General features: G+C 68.0%; 14 protein-coding genes. 11 read left to right on the top strand and 3 right to left on the bottom strand.

Going from position 1 to position 13,930, the window contains the following annotated elements; all coding sequences use genetic code 11:
• Positions 1 to 187: 187 nt before the first annotated feature.
• Together CYU89_RS07975 and grxC are read right to left on the bottom strand one after the other, a co-directional pair.
• Positions 188 to 583 (bottom strand): carboxymuconolactone decarboxylase family protein, encoded by a 396-nt coding sequence (locus tag CYU89_RS07975; RefSeq protein ID WP_296280052.1) that lies wholly within the window; start codon positions 581 to 583, stop codon positions 188 to 190.
• Positions 580 to 870, bottom strand: coding sequence for a glutaredoxin 3 (gene grxC / locus CYU89_RS07970; protein ID WP_296280051.1), 291 nt, complete (start codon positions 868 to 870; stop codon positions 580 to 582). Before grxC ends, CYU89_RS07975 begins: the two co-directional genes overlap by 4 nt.
• 152 nt (positions 871 to 1,022) lie before the next feature.
• Between grxC and CYU89_RS07965 the strand changes: the two genes are divergently transcribed.
• The 11 genes from CYU89_RS07965 (at position 1,023) to CYU89_RS07915 (ending at position 13,680) form a co-directional block, all read left to right on the top strand.
• Positions 1,023 to 2,699: a M48 family metalloprotease gene (locus CYU89_RS07965; RefSeq protein ID WP_296280050.1), complete on the top strand. Its 1,677-nt coding sequence runs from the start codon at positions 1,023 to 1,025 to the stop codon at positions 2,697 to 2,699.
• Positions 2,700 to 2,799: 100 nt separating this feature from the next.
• Positions 2,800 to 3,489, top strand: coding sequence for a phosphate regulon transcriptional regulator PhoB (gene phoB, locus CYU89_RS07960; protein ID WP_296280049.1), 690 nt, complete (start codon positions 2,800 to 2,802; stop codon positions 3,487 to 3,489).
• Positions 3,490 to 3,551: 62 nt separating this feature from the next.
• Entirely contained in the window at positions 3,552 to 4,895 is a 1,344-nt protein-coding gene (gene phoR / locus CYU89_RS07955; protein ID WP_296280048.1) for a phosphate regulon sensor histidine kinase PhoR, read from the top strand.
• On the top strand, positions 4,892 to 6,979 hold the full coding sequence (ppk1, locus tag CYU89_RS07950; protein WP_296280046.1) for a polyphosphate kinase 1: 2,088 nt from the start codon (positions 4,892 to 4,894) through the stop codon (positions 6,977 to 6,979). The genes phoR and ppk1 overlap by 4 nt, the downstream gene beginning before the upstream one ends.
• An 83-nt stretch (positions 6,980 to 7,062) precedes the next feature.
• Positions 7,063 to 8,592 carry an exopolyphosphatase gene (gene ppx, locus CYU89_RS07945; protein WP_343125246.1) on the top strand — a complete coding sequence of 510 codons (1,530 nt, stop codon included), beginning with the start codon at positions 7,063 to 7,065 and terminating at the stop codon, positions 8,590 to 8,592.
• Positions 8,593 to 8,601: 9 nt separating this feature from the next.
• On the top strand, positions 8,602 to 9,810 hold the full coding sequence (locus CYU89_RS07940) for an erythromycin esterase family protein (RefSeq protein ID WP_296280045.1): 1,209 nt from the start codon (positions 8,602 to 8,604) through the stop codon (positions 9,808 to 9,810).
• Between the two features lie 141 nt (positions 9,811 to 9,951).
• The gene (locus CYU89_RS07935) at positions 9,952 to 11,208 is read left to right on the top strand and encodes an EAL domain-containing protein (protein WP_296280043.1); all 1,257 of its coding nucleotides are present in this window, start codon (positions 9,952 to 9,954) and stop codon (positions 11,206 to 11,208) included.
• Positions 11,209 to 11,259: 51 nt separating this feature from the next.
• A complete protein-coding gene (locus CYU89_RS07930; RefSeq protein WP_296280040.1) occupies positions 11,260 to 12,228 on the top strand; it encodes an aldo/keto reductase in 969 nt (322 codons plus the stop codon).
• Positions 12,229 to 12,283: 55 nt separating this feature from the next.
• Positions 12,284 to 12,649, top strand: coding sequence for a cupin domain-containing protein (locus tag CYU89_RS07925; RefSeq protein ID WP_296280038.1), 366 nt, complete (start codon positions 12,284 to 12,286; stop codon positions 12,647 to 12,649).
• Positions 12,650 to 12,817: 168 nt separating this feature from the next.
• Complete coding sequence (locus CYU89_RS07920) at positions 12,818 to 13,225, top strand: DUF4259 domain-containing protein (protein ID WP_296280037.1); 408 nt, start codon at positions 12,818 to 12,820, stop codon at positions 13,223 to 13,225.
• 23 nt (positions 13,226 to 13,248) lie between these two features.
• Positions 13,249 to 13,680, top strand: a complete 432-nt coding sequence (locus tag CYU89_RS07915; protein WP_296280035.1) for a hypothetical protein — start codon at positions 13,249 to 13,251, stop codon at positions 13,678 to 13,680.
• Positions 13,681 to 13,702: 22 nt separating this feature from the next.
• Here CYU89_RS07915 and CYU89_RS07910 read toward each other — a convergent pair whose 3' ends face one another.
• Positions 13,703 to 13,927: a DUF2798 domain-containing protein gene (locus CYU89_RS07910; protein ID WP_296280033.1), complete on the bottom strand. Its 225-nt coding sequence runs from the start codon at positions 13,925 to 13,927 to the stop codon at positions 13,703 to 13,705.
• Between the last annotated feature and the right edge of the window lie 3 nt (positions 13,928 to 13,930).

Raw genomic sequence — 13,930 nt, 5'->3', positions numbered from 1 at the left:
AACAGGGGCACGCACCGGACAAGGCCACGACGCGCGCGAAAAGGAAGATTTGTCCGCCAATTATGCCCGAACGGCCGGCAAGTCCCCTAATCGACCATGGTCTGAGCCCCCGTCCGCGCCAGGCGCGGACGGGAGGCAGGGCGCCGCCTCTCCGCGTCGCGGGCTTTCCTCGCGGAAAAGCGGAACGTCAGCCGTGGTCGTGCGCCGGCGGCGTATCCGCCTGCCCGCCTTCCAGCTGGTCCAGGAAATCCACCGCGCGACGCAGGTGCGGGATGACGATCGACCCGCCGACGACCAGGCCCACCGAGAAGGTTTCGAAGAACTCCTCGCGGGTCACGCCGGCCTCCTTGCACTGGGCGACGTGATAGCTGATGCAGTCGTCACAGCGCAGGACCATCGAGGCGACCAGACCGAGCAACTCCTTGGTCTTCACGTCCAGCGCGCCTGCCTGGTAGGTCTGCGTGTCCAGGGCGAAGAAGCGGCGCACGACCTGGTTCGGTTCGTCCAGGATGCGCTTGTTCATGCGCTGCCGGAATTCGGTGAACGCCTTCACCCGGTCCTGGCTGTCGTCGGGGGCGCTCATGCGGCACCTCCGGCCAGCAAAGGCTCCAGCTGTCCGGCGCGATGCAGCGCGATCATGTCGTCGTAGCCGCCCACGTGGACGTCGCCGATGAATATCTGGGGGACGCTGGTGCGCCTGGCCTTGGCGACCATCTTCTCGCGCTCGGCCGGATCCAGGTCGATGCGCACTTCCGTCCAGGTCTGGCCCTTGCTCTTGAGGAAGTTCTTGGCGGCGACGCAATACGGGCAGATGGCCGTGCTGTAGAGCGTGATCTCGGGGGCGCTGGCGGCGTGGGGCGTGTTGCTCAAGGCAGGTCTCCGGAACGGAATTGGCGACGGGTAGTCCCGTCGATATAGGGCAGTGCGCGCCGTCTTCCAGTGAACGAAGTGGAACAGTGCGACCCGGTACGGGCCCGGTTAACCACGTATTCACTCGCCCGGATCGACGAACGGTCATCCTGATGAAGACGCCCATTATCCGCCACGGAGCTTCCCGTTTGCGTCCCTTGCTGCTTGCCACCGCCCTGACCCTGATCGTCGCCGCGCCCCTGGCCGCCTCGCAGGAAAGCCGTTTGCCGGACATCGGGTCCTCGGCGGGCGAGTTGCTCACGCCCGCCCGGCAGGCCCAGTACGGCGGCATGATGCTGCGCGAGCTGCGCAACTACGGTTACCTGCTGGAAGACCCGCTGGTCACCGACTGGCTGCAGGGCGTGGGCGGGCGACTGGGTGCGGACAGCGACAACCCGCAGCAGTCCTACACGTTCTTCATGATGCGCGACCGGCAGATCAACGCCTTCGCCACGCTCGGCGGCTACATCGGCATGAACGCGGGCTTGGTGCTGACCGCCGACCGCGAAGACGAGGTGGCGGCGGTGCTCTCGCACGAGATCGCCCACGTCACCCAGCAGCATGTGCTGCGCGGCGTCGAGCGGGCCCAGCGCGACCAGGTCCCGATCCTGCTGGGCATGCTGGGCGCCATCGTGCTGGCGCAGGCGGCCGGCGGCAGTTCCAGCGGGGATGCGTCGCAGGCGGCCATCGCCTCGGCGATGGGCCTGATGCAACAGCGCCAGATCGACTACACGCGCTCCAACGAGTCGGAAGCCGACCGGGTCGGCATCCGCACGCTGTCGCGCGCCGGCTACGACATCGATGCGATGGCCGGCTTCTTCGCCAAACTGCAGCAGGCCACCCGGGTCGCTCGCGGGAGCGGTCGCGAATCGGTGCCGGATTATCTGCAGACCCACCCGGTCACCACGACCCGCATCAGCGAGGCCCGCCAGCGTGCGGACCAGTTGCGCGGCAACCAGGTGACGGCGGTGACCAGCGTGCCGGGCGGGGAGCGGGTGGAGCGCTTCGACCGCAACGCGGTGACCCTGGCGGAAACCCGCAGCGACAATCCGCTGCTGCCGATCCCGGTGACCCTGCCCTCACAGGCCTTCCGGCAGGGCGATACCGGCCAGTTCGACTGGGCCCGCGAACGCCTGCGCGCGCTCAGCGCCAGTACGCCGTCTGCCGCGGTCCGCGAATACGAGACCCTGCGGCGCCAGGCCGGCAAGCCGCTGACCGGGCCGGAACGGTATGGGCTTGCCGTGGCCCATCTGCAGGGCGGCGATACCCGTCTGGCGCTGACGGAGCTCAAACGGCTGGCCGATGAGCATGCCGACAACCTGTGGGTCGCGCTGGCGCTGGGTGAAGCGGAATCGCGTACCGGAGACCGTGCCTCGGCGAACCAGCGCTTCGACGCCCTGATGCTGCGGTATCCCCAGAACCGGCCCGTCGCGCTGACGTACGCCAAGGTGCTCAATGAACAGGGGGGCCGTGACGCCGGCCAGCGGGCGCAGGCCGTGCTCCGCCCCCTGATGGCGCGCGCGGGCGACGACCCGGTGTTCCAGCAGAATTTCGCCCGGGCCAACGAGCTGGCCGGCGATACCGCGCGCGCCGGCGAGGCGTATGCCGAAGCGGCCTACCTGAACGGTCGGCCCGAGCAGGCTCTGATCCAGCTCCAGAATCTCAAGAAGCAGAGCGACCTGGATTTCTACGCGCGCGCCCGTGTCGATGCCCGCATAGCCGCCATCACGCCGGAGGTGCTCGAGCTGCGCCGGCAGGGCGTGCGCGACCCGGACGTGGAACGACGCTGACCGGCCTGCGGGCGCCGCCATGACAGCCCCGCGGCATGTCATGTAAACGTCATAAAATTGTCGTCTACTGGCGTCGTCCCTCCCCGCACACGGATCCTGCGTGCAGAAGCACATCCTGATCGTCGACGACGAGCCCGCCATCCGCGACATGGTGGCCTTCGCCCTGCGCAAGGGCGACTACGAACCGATCCATGCCGGCGACGCCCGCGAAGCCCAGAACGCCATCGCCGACCGCGTGCCCGACCTGATCCTGCTGGACTGGATGCTGCCCGGTACCAGCGGGCTGGAACTGGCCCGCCGCTGGCGCAAGGACGCCATGACCCGCGACGTGCCGATCATCATGCTCACCGCCCGCGGCGAGGAGAACGACCGGGTCGGCGGGCTGGAAGCCGGCGTCGACGACTATGTGGTCAAGCCCTTTTCCGCCCGCGAGCTGCTCGCCCGCATCCGCGCCGTCATGCGCCGCTCGCGCGACGACGACGAGGACGGCAGCGTCGCGGTGGGCAACCTGCGCATCGACGGTGCCGCCCATCGCGTGTTCGCCGGCGATACGCCGGTCGCCATCGGCCCCACCGAGTACCGCCTGCTGCACTTCTTCATGACCCACCCCGAGCGTGTCTATTCGCGCACGCAGTTGCTCGACCACGTGTGGGGCGGCAGCGTGTATGTGGAAGAGCGGACCGTCGACGTGCATATCCGCCGACTGCGCAAGACGCTCGAACCCCATGGCCTGGAGAACATGGTGCAGACCGTCCGCGGTTCGGGCTACCGCTTCTCGGCGGCGATGTGACCCTGCCGGCGGCGGCGCCGCCGCCCGCGCAGGCTGTCATACACATCTGACACAATCGATCCATGCCCCACGACATCCGCACCGCCTGGTTCAAGACGCTCGGCCAGCTGGCCCTGATCCTGGCGATGGCGGTCGTGGTCGGCCTGCTGCTGGGACAGGTCTGGCCCGTCGTCACCGTCGCTGCCCTCGGGGTCGTCGCGTGGCACTACTGGCGGCTTCGCAAGGTGTTGCTGCGCCTGACCGCCCGGCAGCGGATGGAACCGGCGCAGGGCAAGGGTGTCTGGAACGAACTCGACCGCCTGCTGTTCCGCGGCCAGGCCGAGATGCGCACCCGCAAGCGCCGCCTGCTCGACATGCTGCGCGCCTACCGCGCCGCCGCCGCCGCACTGCCCGATGCGGTCGTCGTCGTGGAACGGAACAGCCAGCGCGTGCAGTGGTTCAATCGGGCCGCCACCCACCTGCTGGGCCTGCAGTACCCCACGGACATCGGCGCCCCGGTCGGCGACCGCCTGCAGCCCCTGCCGATGTCGCACTGGCTGGCCGCGGGCCGCAACGCCGAACCCATGCTCGATGCGGCCTCGCCGGTCGATCCGAACCTGCGGCTCAACCTGCGGTTGATCCCCTATTCCGACGAGTACTGGCTGCTGGTCGCGCGCGATGTCAGCAAGATGCTGCGCCTGGAGCAGATGCGGCGCGACTTCGTCGCCAACGTCTCGCACGAGCTGCGCACGCCGCTGACCGTGGTGCACGGCTACCTGGACATGCTGGAGCCCACAGAGTATCCGGACTGGGCGCCGATGCTGGCCGAGATGCAGAAGCAGTCGCAGCGCATGACCCAGCTGGTGGAAGACCTCCTGACGCTGTCGCGCCTGGAAGCGCAGGACAGCCTGCCCGACGAGAACGTCGCGATGGCGCCGATGCTGGCCACGCTGCGTCGCGAGGCGGAAGCGCTGAGCCAGCGCCGCCACACCATCGTGGTCCAGGACGAGGCGAACGTGGACCTGTCAGGCTCCAACAAGGAACTGCACAGCGCCTTCTCCAACCTGGTTAGTAACGCGGTGCGCTATACGCCGGTCGGCGGCACCATCACCGTGCGCTTCGCGCGCGAGGGAGACGGCGCGGTGCTCAGCGTGCGCGATACCGGCTACGGCATCCCGACGTCGCACCTGCCGCGCATCACCGAGCGCTTCTACCGCGTCTCGACCAGCCGCTCGCGCGAGAGCGGCGGCACCGGCCTGGGACTGTCGATCGTCAAGCACGTGCTGAACCTGCACCAGGCCCGCCTCGAGATCGAAAGCGAGGTCGGACAGGGCAGCCTGTTCTCCATCCATTTCGGCGCCGAACGTGTCGAGCCTCGCCTCGACGCCGCCCCGCGCGCCCTCACCACGGACAGCCAGACCGCATGAACGCCGCCCTGGACACGACGCCCGCCCCTGCCACCGGCGAAGACGCGCTGCGCGACCCGGCGCTCTACCTCAACCGCGAACTGTCCCAGCTGGACTTCAACTTCCGCGTGCTGGCGCAGGCCCAAGACCCGTCGGTACCCTTGCTGGAGCGGCTGCGCTTCCTGTGCATCTCCTGCACCAACCTGGACGAGTTCTTCGAGATCCGCGCCGCCACCGTGCGCCACGCACTCGACTTCGGCCTGCCGCCGGGCGCGGATGGCATGAGCCCGGCGACCGTGCTCAACAAGATCCACGACCGCGCCGCCGAACTGGTCGACGCCCAATACAAGTGCTGGAACGAGGTGCTCCGCCCCGGACTGGCCGAAGCCGGCGTGCGCGTATTCGGCCGCGACAGCTGGAATGCGCGCCAGACGCGCTGGCTGCGTGCGTATTTCCGCAACGAGATCATGCCGGTGCTGTCGCCGCTGGGACTGGACCCGGCGCATCCGTTCCCGAAGATCCTCAACAAGTCGTTGAACATCGTGGTGGTGCTGAAGGGCAAGGATGCGTTCGGTCGCGCCGGCCATCTCGCCATCGTGCGCGCACCGCGCTCGCTGCCACGCATCATCCACCTGCCGCAGCGCGTGTCCGGTGGCGAGAACGACTTCGTGCTGCTGTCCTCGGTGCTGTCGGTGTTCGTGGACGAACTGTTCCCGGGTATGGAAGTGAAGGGCTCGTACCAGTTCCGCGTGACGCGCAACTCCGAAGTGGTCGTCGACGAAGAGGAAGTCGAGAACCTGGCGCTGGCGTTGCGCGACGAGTTGGTCGGTCGTGGTTACCGGCCGGCCGTGCGCCTGGAGATCGCGCACGACTGTCCCAAGCCCATCGTGCGGCAGTTGCTGCAGAACTTCGCGCTGCCCGACAACGCGGTGTATCCGATCAACGGGCCGGTCAACCTCAACCGCGTGATCCAAGTGTACGACCTGGTGCAGCGTCCGGAACTGAAGTACCCCGTGTTCACCCCCCGGCCGCTGCGCGACAGCGAGGCGATCTTCGAAAAGGTCGCCGACGACGACGTGCTGCTGCACCACCCCTTCGATTCGTTCGGCGCCGTGCTGGACCTGATCAAGCAGGCCGCGGTGGACCCCGACGTGCTTGCGATCAAGCAGACGCTCTACCGCACGGGCAAGGATTCGGCGATCGTCGAAGCGCTGGTGCAGGCGGCGCGGAACGGCAAGGACGTGACCGTCGTGGTCGAACTGCGCGCCCGTTTCGACGAGGACGCCAACCTCGGCGTGGCCGACAAGCTGCAGGAAGCTGGCGCGCAGGTGGTGTACGGCGTCGTGGGTTACAAGACGCACGCCAAGATGCTGCTCATCGTGCGCCGCGAAGGACGCAAGCTGCGGCGCTACGTGCACCTGGGCACCGGCAATTACCACAGCGGTACCGCACGCGCGTATACGGACATCGGCCTGCTCACCGCCGACCCCGACATCGGCAGCGACGTGCACCTGCTGTTCCAGCAGCTCTCCGGCCTGGCGCCCACGACCAAGCTCAAGCGACTGCTGCAATCGCCCTTCACGCTGCACCCGGGCCTGATCAAGAAGATCGAACGCGAAGCCAAGCTGGCGCGGGCCGGCAAGCCGGCGCGCATCATCGCCAAGATCAATGCCATCAACGAGCCGCGCATCATCCGCGCGCTGTATGCGGCCTCGCAGGCAGGGGCACGGATCGACCTGATCGTCCGCGGCGCCTGCGCGCTGCGCCCCGGGGTGCCGGGCATTTCCGACAACATCCGGGTGCGCTCCATCGTCGGTCGCTTCCTCGAGCACAGCCGTCTCTACTGGTTCGGCAACGACGGCGCGCCGGAGCTCTACTGCGCGAGCGCCGACTGGCTCGAACGCAATCTGCTGCATCGGGTGGAGACCTGCTTCCCCATCCTGGACAAGGACCTGGCGGCACGGGTGTTCAAGGACGGCCTGCAGAACTATCTGGATGACAACTGCAATGCTTGGGAACTGCAGGCCGATGGAAGCTACGTCAAGCTGACGCCCGGCGACGACGTGCCGCATTCGGCGCAGGCCACCCTGCTGGAAAAGGTGTGAGGCGCCCCCCGCATGCGGCCTGCGATGACGCGCCTGCCGATCGCGTTGCTGCCATGCACGGCGCCATTGGCTAAACTGACCGCATGGCGCCCCTGACTTCCCCCACTTCCCCGCCGCTCCAGGACGGGGACATGCTGGCTGCGATCGACCTGGGCTCCAACAGCTTCCACATGGTGGTCGCGCGTTCGCTGCTGGGGCAGTTGCGCGTCGTGGACCGCCTGCGCGAGACGGTGCGCATGGCCGACGGCCTCGATGGCAAGGGCGGCCTGTCCGCCGCCGCACGGCAACGCGCCCTGGATTGCCTCTCGCGCTTCGGGCAGCGCATCCGCGACATTCCGGCCGCCCGCGTGCGTGCGCTCGCGACCAACACGGTGCGACAGCTGCGGGATCCGCAGGACTTCCTGGCGGCGGCGGAAGCCGCGCTGGGCAAGCCCATCGAAGTCGTCTCCGGGCGCGAAGAGGCGCGACTGATCTACCTCGGCGTGGCGCATTCGCAGCCGCCGAAGTCGAACCAGCGCCGCCTGGTCATCGACATCGGCGGCGGCTCGACGGAATTCATCATCGGCCGCGGCTTCGAGACGCTGGAGCGCGAAAGCCTTCAGGCCGGCTGCATCGCCAGCACGCGCCGCTTCTTCCCCGGCGGCAAGCTGTCGCGCAAGCGCTGGAAGGAAGCGCTCACCGAGATCGGGGCCGAGTTCCAGCAGTTCGCCGGCCTGTACCGCAACCTCGGGTGGCAGGAAGCCATCGGCTCGTCCGGCACGAACAAGGCCATCGGCGAGATCTGTGCGGCGATGAAGCTCACCAAGGGGGCGGTGACCGCCGAGGCGCTGCCGCAGGTGCGCGACCGGCTGCTGCAGGCCGACCGCATCGAGGACATCGACCTGCCGGGCCTGTCCAACGACCGCCGGCCCATCATCGCGGGCGGCGTGCTGGTGCTGGAGGCCGCCTTCGAGGCGCTGGGCCTGCAGCGCCTGATGGTGAGCAAGGCGGCCATGCGGGAAGGCATCCTGTTCGACATGCTGGGCCGCGGCAGCGACAACGATCCGCGCGATCTTTCCACTGCGGCGCTGATGCAGCGCTACGGCATCGACGAATTCCAGGCCGCGCGCGTGGAGGCGACGGCGATGCGCCTGTTCGAGCAGGTGGAGGACAGCTGGGGCCTGGACGACGACGACGCACGCATGCTCGGCTGGGCCGCGCGCCTGCACGAGATCGGCCTGGTGATCGCGCACAGCCAGTACCACGTGCATGGCGCGTACCTGCTGGAACATTCCGACATCGAAGGCTTCTCGCGCCAGGAGCAGCAGGTACTTTCGGCGCTGGTCCGCACCCACCGGCGTGGCGTGCCCAAGACCGCCTTCGACGCCCTGCCCGATCGCCTGCTGCTCAGCGCCAAGCGCAAGGCTGCGCTGTTGCGCCTGGCCGTGCTGCTGCACCGCTCGCACGACAACGAGGCGATCCCCCGCCTGGACCTGACCGCGGCGGACGACCGGCTGGACCTGGTGGTGAGCAAGAAATGGATCGACGCACGCCCGCTGCTGCGCTCGGATCTCGTCGGCGAGCCCGAGGACATGCTGGGCCTGGGCGTGGCGTTCAAACCGTTCGTGGCGTAGCGGAATTCCATGCAGGCCAGGGAGGGCCGATTGAGAACCTGTCTGAAGCACCTCGCGATCCTGATGCTCGCGCTCGCGATGCCTGGCATCGCCACCGCGTCGACGGTTCCGGTTGCCGACGACTTCGACGCGGCGATCGAATCGCTGTGTACCCAGCGCGTGGTGATGCTGGGCGAAGACGCCGGCCACGGTGCCGGTGCCACCGTGATGTTGAAGGGCCGCATCGTCGAGGCGCTTGTCGATCGATGCGGATTCGATGCGCTCTACTTCGAGAGTTCGGTCTACGAGTTTCTCGCCCTGGAAGAGCAGCTGGCCCGGGGCACTGCTCAGCCGACACGGCTTGCCGAGGCCATCGGCCCCCTGTGGTCCGGCACGCGGGAATTCCAGCCGACACTGCGCTGGCTCTGGGATCGCGCCAGCAAAGGCACCCTGCGCCTGCGCGGCCTCGACATTCAGGTAGGCGGCGTAGCGCAACCGTTCTCGGAGCATGCGCTTCCCCGGCGCCTTGCCGCGCATGCCGGATCCGCGCGCGTCGCCTGCGAAGGCCGGCTGGCGCGCCTGACGCAATGGGATTTCAGTGCCTCCCATCCGTACGACGATGCATTCCGGGATGCCCTCCGCCGTTGCCTGACGAAGATCGGGCGCGGTGTGTCCGGACCCGATGGGCAGGCCGATCGTGCAATGGCGATCAGTCTTGGCCAATTCCTCGACATGTCCAGCGGGGCCTCCTTCAATACGCGCGATGAGGGCATGGCACGGAATTTCTCGTGGCAGCATGCACGCACACCGGGTGAGCGCGCCATCATCTGGACGTCGACAACGCATGCGGTGAAAGCCCCGCTTCCGGATCGGCCCGATCGGATTTCGCTGGGCATGCACCTGCACCGCCGACTGGGGAGTGGCCTGGCCAGTGTGGGCTTCACCGCACGATCGGGTCGCCACGGCCGCCCCTCCCTGCCACCCGTGGCTATCGCGCTCTCGGCGACCTCGCTCGAGGCACGCGGCGGGATACCGATGTATCTGGACAGCACGCGTCTTCGCAGCATGGGCCCCATCGAATCGTCGGTCGTCGCCTACCGATACCCGCAGCTCGCCGACTGGAGCGCGTTGCTGGATGGCATATGGATGCTGCCGCTGGAAACCCCGCTGAGCGCCGTCGAGGCTACCGGCTCGCCATCGTCCGCGGACGACGATTCCCCCTCACCCGTCAAATTGTGACTTGAGGTTACACTCGACCCCGCCCCGGCTCTGCGGCGCGTCTAACGCCTTCGCCCCGCGCCACCTCCCCAGCGCCCGTGCGATGGGGGCAGAACACGACGGCTGACTATTCGTCGCGTACCTGACTTCAGGAGGAAGCCCGTGATCGACAGTAGGAAATCCGAGGAGACGTTGACCGACGCCTGGCTGGAAGGCGGGCCCGGCGCCGTCGCGATCGGCCGCAACGTGGACCGGCTGCTCGACGCGGTACGCCGCCACCTCGACATGGACGTGGCCTTTGTCAGCGAATTCAATGGCAGCCACCGTGTCTTCCGCCATGTCGCCACCCGACTCGACCGCGCGCCCATCCGGCCCGGCGATTCCAGCCCGCTGGATGAGGGCTACTGCATGCGCGTGGTCGAAGGGAGTATCCCGCAGCTCATCCCCGATACAGCGGCAATTCCCGCGCTGGAATGCATTCCCGAAACACAGCACGTGCCGATCGGTGCGCACATCAGCGTGCCCATCCGGCTGCGCGACGGACGCGTCTACGGCACGTTCTGCTGCTTCAGCCTGGCGCCCAGCCTGTCGCTCGGCGAGCGCGACCTGCACATGATGCGCGCGTTCGCGGACCTGCTCGCCTACCAGATCGACGGCGACCTGAATGCCGTCCAAGAGCATGAAGAGAAGGTGGCGCGCATCACCTCCGTGCTGGAACTCGGCCAGCCACACATGGTGTACCAGCCGATCTACCGCAGCAGCACGCGCAGGATCGTCGGCGTGGAGTGCCTGTCGCGCTTCCTGCTGGAACCGCAGCGCACGCCCGACGTGTGGTTCGCCGAAGCCCGCGCCATCGGCCTCGGCGTCAGGCTGGAACTCAATGCCATCCTGTCCGCGCTGGACGGCCTGCGCGAGGTCAGCGGCGATTTCTATGTCGCGCTGAATGTCTCGCCGCAGACCCTCGTCAGCGGCGGCATCGACGGCTACATCGACGACCTGGATCCACGGCGCGTGGTGCTGGAGATCACCGAGCACTCGCTGGTCGACGACTATGCGTTGCTCAACGAACGGCTGGCGCCGCTGCGCGAGGCCGGCGTGCGCATCGCCGTGGACGATGCCGGCGCCGGCTACGCCAGCATGCGGCACGTGCTCGCGATCCATCCGGACATCATCAAGCTGGACCTGAGCCTGACGCGCGGGATCGACCACGATTCTCCGCGTCGCGCACTGGCTGCCGCCCTGATCGAATTCGCCCGCCAGACGCAGTCGCACGTGGTGGCCGAAGGCGTGGAGACCGCCTCCGAACTGGACGCCCTGCGCGCGCTCGGCGTCGACGACGTGCAGGGCTACCACCTGGCGCGCCCGCTCGAGGCCGACGCACTGGCCCGCCGGCTCGCGGCCGAGCGCCGGCGCTACTGAGGCGTGCCCGCGACCTGCGATGATGCGCCCTGACCTTTCCGTTCCGCCGCCATGAAGACCTACCTCCTCGCCGATGGCCTGCCGGTGTCCCGCATCGCCTACGGCTGCATGCACCTCAGCCGTGCCTGGGACGCCACCCCGGTCACCGCCGACGAGCGCCGGCAGGCGCAGCGCCTGGTCGAAACCGCGCTGTCGCACGGCATCACGCTGTTCGACCACGCCGACATCTACGCCCGCGGCAAGTCCGAGCAGGTATTCGGCGACGTGCTGCGCGCGTCGCCCGGCCTGCGCGGTCGGATGGTGCTGCAATCCAAGTGCGGCATCCGCTTTGCCGAGGATCCCGCCGGCACGCCGGGCCGCTACGATTTCAGCCATGCCCACATCACCGCGTCGGTGGAAGGCAGCCTGTCACGCCTTGGCGTGGACCATCTCGACGTGCTGCTGCTGCACCGTCCGGACGCCCTGGTCGAGCCGGAGGAGGTCGCGCGCGCCTTCGACGACCTGCAGGCCGCCGGCAAGGTGCGGCATTTCGGCGTGAGCAACCATACGCCGTGGCAGATCGACCTGCTGCGGCGCCATGTGCGGCAACCCCTGGTCGCCAACCAGGTGGAACTCAGCCTGCTCCACCATCACCTGATTGACGACGGCGTGGTCGCCAACACCACCGGCCATGTCCATGCCTCCGCCGCCGGCACGCTGGACCACTGCCGCTTGCACGGCGTCCGCGTGCAGGCCTGGTCGCCCTTGGCGGGCGGCAGGCTGGCGACGACGTCGGCGTTTGCCGATCCCGTCATCCACGCGACATCGCTGCTGCTGCGGCGGATCGCGGAAGACAAAGGCGTGGCGCCCGAGGCGATCCAGATCGCCTGGCTGCTGCGGCACCCTGCCGGCATCCAGCCGATCATCGGCACGACGGATCCCGTCAGGCTCGGCGCGTGCGCGGCCGCGGACGACGTCGTGCTGACGCGGGAAGAGTGGTATGCGCTGTTCACCGCGGCACGCGGCGAGCGGGTTCCCTGACGCACAGTGCAACCCCACCATGCGGTATTGCGAGCCGCTTCATTCCGGGACGCCCATGTCACACACCGCCATCAATCTGAAGGACAAGCTGTCCCGCTTCTCCGAGCATTGGTCTCCGCGCGTCATCGCCGAAATGAACGACTACCAGTTCAAGCTCGCCAAGGTGAAGGGCGAATTCGTCTGGCATGCGCATGCGGACACCGACGAGGTTTTCATCGTGCTCGACGGCGCGCTGACGCTGGAGTTCCGCGACAAGGCGGTAGTGCTGACGACCGGGGAAATGTACGTAGTACCCAGGGGCGTCGAGCACCGGCCCGTGGCCATCGATGAATGCAGCATCATGCTGGTGGAACCCCGCGGCGTGGTGAATACGGGCGATGCGGGCGGTGCCTACACGGCGAAGAATGACGTCTGGGTGTAACCGATCGTGCGGAGCGCCTCTCCACGACGTGAAAACCCACGCGAGGAAATCTCGGGATGACCAATCTGTACAACGCGCGGCACTACCAGATGGCTGTCATCGCGTTTCTCGTGGCGCTGCCCGCCATGGGCGTGCTCGCCCTTGCAGGCCAGCGCAAGGAGTAGGCGGATGGGCACCTGGGGCATCGGTTCCTTCGAAAACGACGACGCGGCGGATTTCATGATCGACGTCCTGGACAGCGGCGACCTGGCGCTTGTCCACGAAGCACTGGACAACGTGCTGACCTCGACCGAGTACGTGGAAGCATCGGATGCTGTGCTGGCCATCGTGGCCGCCGAGATCGTCGCGGCTGCGGCAGGCCGGCCCACGCTGGCCGCGCAGCAGCAGGACGGCCTGACTGCCTGGCTCGCCCGCATCCGGCCCACGATCACCGCCGGAATCGCCACGCAAGCGCGGCAGGCGCTCACACGCTTGCTGGGCGACCACTCCGAGCTCCGGGACTTGTGGGAAGAGACCGACGACATCCATGCGTGGCGCGCCGTCGTGACCGAACTGCGCCACCAGCTCGACGCCTGATCCCTGGCATCGTCCGAAGCGCCATGCACCTGTCCCGACGAAAGCGCACGTGGCTGATCCGGCTCGCCCTCACCGCCCTGGCGATGGGAGCCTACCCGGCATTCGTGCTGACCTACACCTGGTCGCACGTTTCGCAGAGCCCGCTGCCTGGCGGGCGGCACGGACCGTTGGATGCCTATCGGCACACGCTGGCAAGCGCGGTGGTCTCGCATACGCTCCACCCGCGGGTCGTGTCGTGGGTCAACGCCGTGATGGAACACCAAGGGAAGCGCTCCAATGCGATGGATATCCACAACAACCTGATCGGAGCCCGGATCGGCGCACGTGCCGTCCGGTTCGCCGAGATCGAACCCAGGGTCGCGCGCAGTGTGGCTGAGGGACGTGTGGATGCCCCCTCGCCGACCCGGACCACCTGGTTGCCGGAAGAGGCGTGGCAGGAAGGCCTCGCCTGGTAAGCATCGCCTGACCCTCCGACGCTCAGGCCGTCATGCGGGCGACCACCCGGCGCACCCGGGGTGCCACCAGCGTGACGGCAAGGAAGGCCACGGGCCAGGTCGTGGCGCAACTGCGTGCCCAGGTGCCCAGGAAGTCGGGACGCAGGCCCTGGTTGACCAGCAGCACGAACGCGGACACCAGCGACACCATGATCGCGGACAGCAGGGCGCCGAACAGCAACGGAGCGAAACGGACGGGAATGCGCATGGA

This window comes from Pseudoxanthomonas sp. (assembly GCF_002863005.1).
Classification (GTDB): Bacteria; Pseudomonadota; Gammaproteobacteria; order Xanthomonadales; family Xanthomonadaceae; genus Pseudoxanthomonas_A.
This window is presented reverse-complemented; position numbering and strand designations above follow the sequence as displayed.

Bases quoted from the DNA above. Each gene is read 5' to 3' on its own strand.
- CYU89_RS07940 (WP_296280045.1), top strand. From the start codon at position 8,602: ATGCAGGCCAGGGAGGGCCGATTGAGAACCTGTCTGAAGCACCTCGCG.
- CYU89_RS07965 (WP_296280050.1), top strand. From the start codon at position 1,023: ATGAAGACGCCCATTATCCGCCACGGAGCTTCCCGTTTGCGTCCCTTG.
- CYU89_RS07910 (WP_296280033.1), bottom strand. From the start codon at position 13,927: ATGCGCATTCCCGTCCGTTTCGCTCCGTTGCTGTTCGGCGCCCTGCTG.
- CYU89_RS07930 (WP_296280040.1), top strand. From the start codon at position 11,260: ATGAAGACCTACCTCCTCGCCGATGGCCTGCCGGTGTCCCGCATCGCC.
- phoR (WP_296280048.1), top strand. From the start codon at position 3,552: ATGCCCCACGACATCCGCACCGCCTGGTTCAAGACGCTCGGCCAGCTG.
- CYU89_RS07920 (WP_296280037.1), top strand. From the start codon at position 12,818: ATGGGCACCTGGGGCATCGGTTCCTTCGAAAACGACGACGCGGCGGAT.
- CYU89_RS07975 (WP_296280052.1), bottom strand. From the start codon at position 583: ATGAGCGCCCCCGACGACAGCCAGGACCGGGTGAAGGCGTTCACCGAA.
- CYU89_RS07915 (WP_296280035.1), top strand. From the start codon at position 13,249: ATGCACCTGTCCCGACGAAAGCGCACGTGGCTGATCCGGCTCGCCCTC.
- ppk1 (WP_296280046.1), top strand. From the start codon at position 4,892: ATGAACGCCGCCCTGGACACGACGCCCGCCCCTGCCACCGGCGAAGAC.
- CYU89_RS07925 (WP_296280038.1), top strand. From the start codon at position 12,284: ATGTCACACACCGCCATCAATCTGAAGGACAAGCTGTCCCGCTTCTCC.
- ppx (WP_343125246.1), top strand. From the start codon at position 7,063: ATGGCGCCCCTGACTTCCCCCACTTCCCCGCCGCTCCAGGACGGGGAC.